Raw genomic sequence first — 6,447 nt, forward strand, 5'->3', positions numbered from 1 at the left:
ATGGAGTTGCAAAATCGGGTATTCTGGTGACATTCGAAGTTTTCAAAGGTCCCAATTTAGGCCAAACCGGTTCCGGCACCAGTCCAACCAATGGCAGTGGCCAAGCCACATTTATTTATACCAGCAACGGTACGGCTGGCACGGATTCCATTGTAGCAAGCGGTTCGATTGATGGCGTACCCTTTGAATGTTTTGCCCAGAAAGTTTGGGTAGATAATATGTGTACTTTGGAGGCAGAAACGGATACGAATCAAGTCGGTACGGATCATACATTGACTGTAACTATAAAACAGGATGGAGTTGCAAAATCGGGTATTCCGGTGACTTTCGAAGTTTTCAAAGGTCCCAATTTAGGCCAAACCGGTTCCGGCACCAGTCCAACCAATGGCAGTGGCCAAGCTACATTTATTTATACCAGCAATGGTACGGCTGGCACAGATTCCATCAAAGCAACCGGTTCGATTGATGGTGTTCCTTTTGAATGTTTTGCCCAGAAAGTTTGGGTAGATAATATGTGCACATTAACACCGGCAACGGATCAGAATCAAATTGGCACAGATCATACGATAACAGCAATTGTTTTACTGGATGAAAATCCTGTTCCGGGAATCCCAATTTCTTTCACCATCTTTAAAGGTCCTAATGCCTCTGGAATTGTAATAGAAATAACCGATGCCAACGGCGAGGCGGAATTTACTTATACCGGTAATGGCGGCGTCGGAACGGATTCGATCAAAGCCAGTGGTACCATTAATGGCGTTCAGTTCGAGTGTCTGGCAGAAAAGAAATGGGTTATTGCTCAAAACATTAATGATGAGATTTCGGTGGCATTCCAATTTCCATTCTATAATCAAGTCACCAACCAGTTCCAATTTGAAGTGAAGCTGATAAATAGTTCAGATATGATTCTCTTCGCACCGTTTTTTGTCGAGTTCGAAACAATCATTTCAATACCAGAAGGTCACCCGATAACTGTGGATAATGCGGATCGTGGCGGAGATGGTGTAGGCGCTGTGTATGACTACAGTAATTCTTTAGGAGGAGATGGCCAACTGGATCCGGGTGAAATGACATCCTTCAAAGTGTGGAGATTTAATGATCCGGACATGGTGAATTTCTTTATTTTTGCCAATGTATTTTCTTTTATTCCAAATGGCGCTCTAATAGCAAAAGCAAATGGTAACGAACCTTTTAGGTTTTTTTCGGATGTAAAGGGCGGAAATCTTGAGATTTCAAGAATCTCTACGGCGTTAAACGAACCTGATCCGTTTAAGATTCCGACAGATTTCGGTTTGCAGCAAAACTATCCAAATCCGTTTAACCCGGAAACTACAATACGATACCAGCTTCCTAAAACATCTGAAGTGAAAATAAACATCTACAATCTGCAAGGTCAACTGGTCCGTACTTTAGTGAATGATAGTAAAGAAGCCGGATTTTATCAGGTAGTTTGGGATGCTAAAAATAATACTGGTAATGGGGTTCCAAGCGGTGTTTATTTGTATCGCATCCAGGCTGGTGCTTATATGGAAGTGCGAAAGTTGATGCTGTTGAGGTAAAGACGGCAGACGTGAAACGGCAAACGGCAGACGGAGAAAACCACAGAGGCACAGAGGCGCAAAGTAACAAAGTGGCAAAGGTACAAAGTGAAAAGTGCCGGCGAATGGGAGAATGGACAAAAGAAGAAGGAGAACGTGAGAATTGGGAGAATGGAAAAAGAAGAAGGAGAACGTGAGAATTGGGAGAATGGAAAAAGAAGAAGGAGAACGTGAGAATTGGGGGAATCTAAGATAGGTTGATCCGGATAAAAAGTGGAATGATCAATCTAATCTTTGTTTTTGATTTTTGGAATTTTCTCTCATCGGAATGGAGTTACTTCTTTCATGTTCCGGAATCTGGCATACGGAATCCAGCATCAACCATCAAATATCAGACGCAATTCGATTCCCTAATTCCCAAGCTCCTATTTCAAATTTATCATATCCTACTTAATTACCACGATCAAACCAGGATAATTCTCGCTGACGATTATTGATATACCGGAAAAACAGTCGGTCACTACTGGTTGGTACTTTGGTAAATTCAAGCGCGCAGGCAATTTCATTCGTAAGAAATTCAGTTACAATTCGTCTAACAATACCGCTCGCAACAGCAACGCCTACCTGGGGAAGATAAAAGTTCATATCAAGTATATGAGTACCTGTTGTTGGTTTCATCCTAAGTTCCGGTAATTTTAAGGCCACTCCTCCGAGACTGATATCTATCACCTGTAACTTGTTAAATTCCCGGCCATTTAATTTGATATTGCTTAGCACAGGATTGCCCATAGCCGGGTTTACCCGTATGTATTTTCGTCTTTCTTGTTCTTTATCGGCAACCAGCATTTTTTTCCTCCTTTTTAGGTTAATGTTGGTAAGATTTTCCTGTTTCAAATTTCGTGTAAGGTTAATTATTTGGAAAACTGCGCAAAAAAACTTAAACTTACAAACACCGTGCCGTTTGGTGATTTTGGCTAGTTTGAGGTTAAAAACCAGGAAAAATATTATTCGGAATGGGCGAATTTAATCCAGGATTCGTTTGAACTGAACAAATTCAAAGCAGTGAGTTTGGGTGTGAAATATTTTCTGCTATTAATTCTTCTTTATTATTTGGAATATATTCGTTCATAGTCTTAGAGAATTCGAGGCTGAATACTTACCAAGATTACCAAAACCTAGTAATTCAACGCTACATTTAATATGACTTAGACGTTTTCTTTAATAATCCTGCTCATCTAGTTGATCCTGTCTAACCATTTGTCGAACCTTGCACCTTTCCAACAAATCTCAGGAAAACATACATAGCAATAATCCCAATAGGTATTAAGATGAGCGGACTAATACCGAAACCGGCCGGCAGATAGCCAAACAATATTCCCGCGAATGCCGCCATTAATGCGTATGGAATTTGTGTTCTTACATGGTCGATATGATCTGCGCCAGAGGCCATCGATGACATAATGGTCGTATCCGAAATGGGTGAAGAATGATCGCCAAAGACAGAACCGGAAAGGACAGCGGCTACGGTTGCAACCAGGATTGTCGAACCTAGTTCTGCGGAAAGGCCGGCATCTATGGACATTTGATGAGATAAAGGCACGACAAGCGGGGTGAGTATTGCCATTGTAGCCCAGGATGTTCCCGTTGCAAATGCAATAACCGCAGCTATAATGAAGGTTAAAACCGGCAAAAAGTGGGGAGTGAACAATCCCTTGGTTGCCTGCACAATATATCCGGCTGTGTTTAAATCCTTACAGATGGCGCCAATCGACCAGGCGAGTATTAAAATTACGATTGCCAATAACATTGCCTTCATTCCTGTGAGCCATGCTTCTATTGTTTCTGTCATAGTCAATATTTTTTGACTCATGGCCATGGCACCGGCAACAAAAACGCTCACGGCGGTGCCCCACATTAATGCGGCAAATGGGTCTGCCGCACCGATTATTTGAATGATACTCGATGAACCGGCTTCGTTTGCCAGGGATAGATAACCACTATAATAGAGCCCGGCAAAAGAAACCACAATCATAACTAAAATCGGAACGATTGCATTATACCAGCGCAATGGTATACCGTCTTTATCTTTTTCAATTTCCATCTCCTGGGTATTAGAAAGCGGAACTGCTCCATCCCGCAAAACCGCACCGGTTTCGGTAACCCTTGTTTCGGCGGTTAGCATACTGCCAAAGTCTCTGCCGGTGTAGCCAATCAGGAAAACGGCAGCCATGGTAAAAATGCTGTAAAACGAATAGCCAATGCTGCGGAAAAAAATGAAATATCCGTCCCCATCCATTCCATTTGCTCTTAATGCATCGTCGATTAAACCGCTTTGGAATCCCACCCAGGTGGAAATAATTGCGATACTTGCGATAGGCGCTGCGGTTGAATCGACAATGTAAGACAGCTTTTCTCGTGAAATCCTTAACTTATCGGTAAGAGGGCGCATGGTATTGCCAACCACGAGGGTATTGGCATAATCATCGAAAAAGATGAAAATACCCATTGCCCAGGTTGCAACCTGGCCGCTTCTCCTGGTTTTTGCATATTTTGATAATGACTGTACGATACCAGCCATCCCGCCGCACTTTGACATAATTCCCACCATGCCGCCGAGCAATAAACTAAAAACAATAACCGGAGTGTGAGACGGATCGGCGATGGCGCCGATTACATATTGATCCAACGAACGCAAAAAGCCGATAATGGGCTGATAACCATTGAGAAAGATCGCCCCGAGCAAAATTCCAAAGAATAAAGATAACACTACTTGCCGTAAAATCAGCGCCAGAAAAATCGCCAGAATTGGAGGAAAAATACTCAGGATGCCAGGGAGGACATAGAATCCTTGGTCATTTTGTAATTCATTAAATCGGAATTGAAAATTTTGATTGCCAAGCTGTGAAATAACCACATTTTCAATAATATATTTGCCATTTACAAAAGGACCGATTCGATCCAATTTTGTGATAGTGCCATTATTTTTTTGCCAGATGCCTTCACTATTGAGTGTGTCTGAAAAATCGCTGATCACATTGCCGAATTGATCCATTGCAGATATTGTAACCGTAAACGGAATATTTGCCAATACGACGGATGGAGAATCGATTATCAAATGATCAATCTTCTCAGTGGCATGAACAAGGTTGAATGGTAAAAAGAAACAAGAAATCAGAAGGGTTTTTTTTCGTAGCATTGGCTGTCCGAATTAGTGATTAATCCCAATTGAGTTGATTTTACAGCTTGAAGTATGAAGTATAGAAAAATTATTTAATAAACACAAGGGTAAAATAAAAGATAAAACCCTACAGCCAAGAAGAGGATATATTAATCATTCAGCTCATATACTTAAAGTTGAGGCTCAAAGAATTTGCTTTTTATTGATATTACATTTGAGTTCATTCTAAAAAGGTGGGATACCGATTCCATCGTTCTCATAAGTATTTGTTTTTATGTATTAATTTTTTTTAGAAAAGCGATGGCATCGGTTTTTAGAGTAGACTCACATTTATAATCTTCTATTAGATTCGTGTTTGACAGAAAACACATTAGCTGTCATTCCCGAATGCTTACCCGCTAAAAACATGCGGGCACAAGTTTATCGGGAATCTTCCAGATTGAAACGATAAGATTTCAGTCAAAAAAATAAGGAGGGGGAAAACCTCTCAGGTTTTGAAAACCTGAGAGGTTTAATTAAGAGGGGTAATTGAGACAAACAAAATACTACAGTTCTATAGTTCCGTATTAAAAATACGTCACCGAATTTATGCAACAGACCACTAAGCGAACTAACGCTAAAATGGTTGAAAATAACCGGCAATTTGTGGATACATCATACGTTCTGTATTAACTTACTGCCCCAATAGTAATTAACTTGGATAATTCATGAATTATAGTTTTAAGCTTGAAGTTTCCAAAGTTGTCATTCTGGAAGAATCTATTTCCATAAAATTGAAAAAGCATATTGTAAGTATAAAATAGTTGCAAAATAGATCCCTCCTGGACGACCTTGAAAAGGTTCATGAATAGTCCAGGTTAATTAAACGTAATTATTACGTTTCAGTACTTTTTTCCATAAAATGGCGTTCTAAATGTGTCGTTTGTGCAACTTCAAAAAAGCTGGTGGGATAAAGATAATCCTCGCCTTCGTCATCAATAATTCTGTAATCTGATCCTTCGATTTCAAGTACTTCGTATACTTTACCAATAGTCAGACTACCCGCCAACCCATTCTTAACTTCAATCCAATCTTTATTATCTTCAAGTTGGGCAATGCCCGAGTTACAAATACATTTTATTTTCATGATAAATTTTTACTCTAGCCAACGTTTCCTTTTAACTTCGACTTTACCCACTCCTTTAGCTTCAAACCAATGAATTTCAGCTTTACGCGGTAAACCATCATATGGAGCTCTGATTAAAGCAATACCTTTTTTCCTTTTTCCATTCCTTGCCGCCATATCTATTTCTTAAATAGTGCAATATCCGAATTGACTTGCTTCTTGCAATAGTTTCAATATCGGTAATGGGCGATAGAAATTCTATTTTCATTTTGAAATCTAACAAAAGAATCAAGAAAAGCAATATTTGAATTTATGAAAAGAAACCTAAGAGGAGTCAGGAATCTTATGACTGTAACTGTAAACGGAATATTTGTCAGTAGCACAATGAGCATTCACGTAACCAGGTTTAGTTTCTCAGTAGCATGAACAATGTTGAATGGTAAAAAGATGCAAAAAATCAGAATGATTGTTTTTCGTAGCATTGGCTGTCCAAATTAGTGATTAATCTCAATTGAGTTGAATTTACAGCTTGAAGTATGAATTATAGAGAAAATTATTACCAAACACATGAGTAAAATAAATGCGATAAAACCCATATGCAAAAAGGAGGATATTTTAATCATTCA

Annotated in this window: 5 protein-coding genes and 1 pseudogene; 2 read left to right on the top strand and 4 right to left on the bottom strand. The window is 39.6% G+C overall.

Annotation, left to right across the window (positions count from 1 at the left end):
* A partial coding sequence (locus IIC38_19440; protein MCH8128099.1) for a T9SS type A sorting domain-containing protein occupies positions 1–1,559 on the top strand: 1,559 nt, incomplete at its 5' end.
* 11 nt (positions 1,560–1,570) lie between these two features.
* Positions 1,571–1,735 carry a hypothetical protein gene (locus tag IIC38_19445; protein ID MCH8128100.1) on the top strand — a complete coding sequence of 55 codons (165 nt, stop codon included), beginning with the start codon at positions 1,571–1,573 and terminating at the stop codon, positions 1,733–1,735.
* Positions 1,736–1,988: 253 nt separating this feature from the next.
* Here the strand turns inward: IIC38_19445 and IIC38_19450 are convergent, their stop codons facing one another.
* The 4 genes and pseudogenes from IIC38_19450 to IIC38_19465 all read right to left on the bottom strand — a co-directional run bounded on the left by IIC38_19450 (position 1,989) and on the right by IIC38_19465 (position 6,089).
* Positions 1,989–2,384 (bottom strand): PilZ domain-containing protein, encoded by a 396-nt coding sequence (locus tag IIC38_19450; protein MCH8128101.1) that lies wholly within the window; start codon positions 2,382–2,384, stop codon positions 1,989–1,991.
* A gap of 403 nt (positions 2,385–2,787) precedes the next feature.
* Complete coding sequence (locus IIC38_19455) at positions 2,788–4,734, bottom strand: Na+/H+ antiporter NhaC family protein (GenBank protein ID MCH8128102.1); 1,947 nt, start codon at positions 4,732–4,734, stop codon at positions 2,788–2,790.
* Between the two features lie 856 nt (positions 4,735–5,590).
* Positions 5,591–5,782, bottom strand: coding sequence for a hypothetical protein (locus tag IIC38_19460; protein ID MCH8128103.1), 192 nt, complete (start codon positions 5,780–5,782; stop codon positions 5,591–5,593).
* Between the two features lie 69 nt (positions 5,783–5,851).
* Positions 5,852–6,089: pseudogene (locus IIC38_19465) on the bottom strand (hypothetical protein).
* Positions 6,090–6,447 lie beyond the last annotated feature (358 nt).

This window comes from candidate division KSB1 bacterium (assembly GCA_022566355.1).
In the GTDB taxonomy this organism is placed as follows: domain Bacteria; phylum Zhuqueibacterota; class JdFR-76; order JdFR-76; family DREG01; genus JADFJB01.

Coding starts and splice junctions, on each gene's coding strand:
- IIC38_19450 (MCH8128101.1), bottom strand. CDS start 2,384: ATGCTGGTTGCCGATAAAGAACAAGAAAGACGAAAATACATACGGGTA.
- IIC38_19455 (MCH8128102.1), bottom strand. CDS start 4,734: ATGCTACGAAAAAAAACCCTTCTGATTTCTTGTTTCTTTTTACCATTC.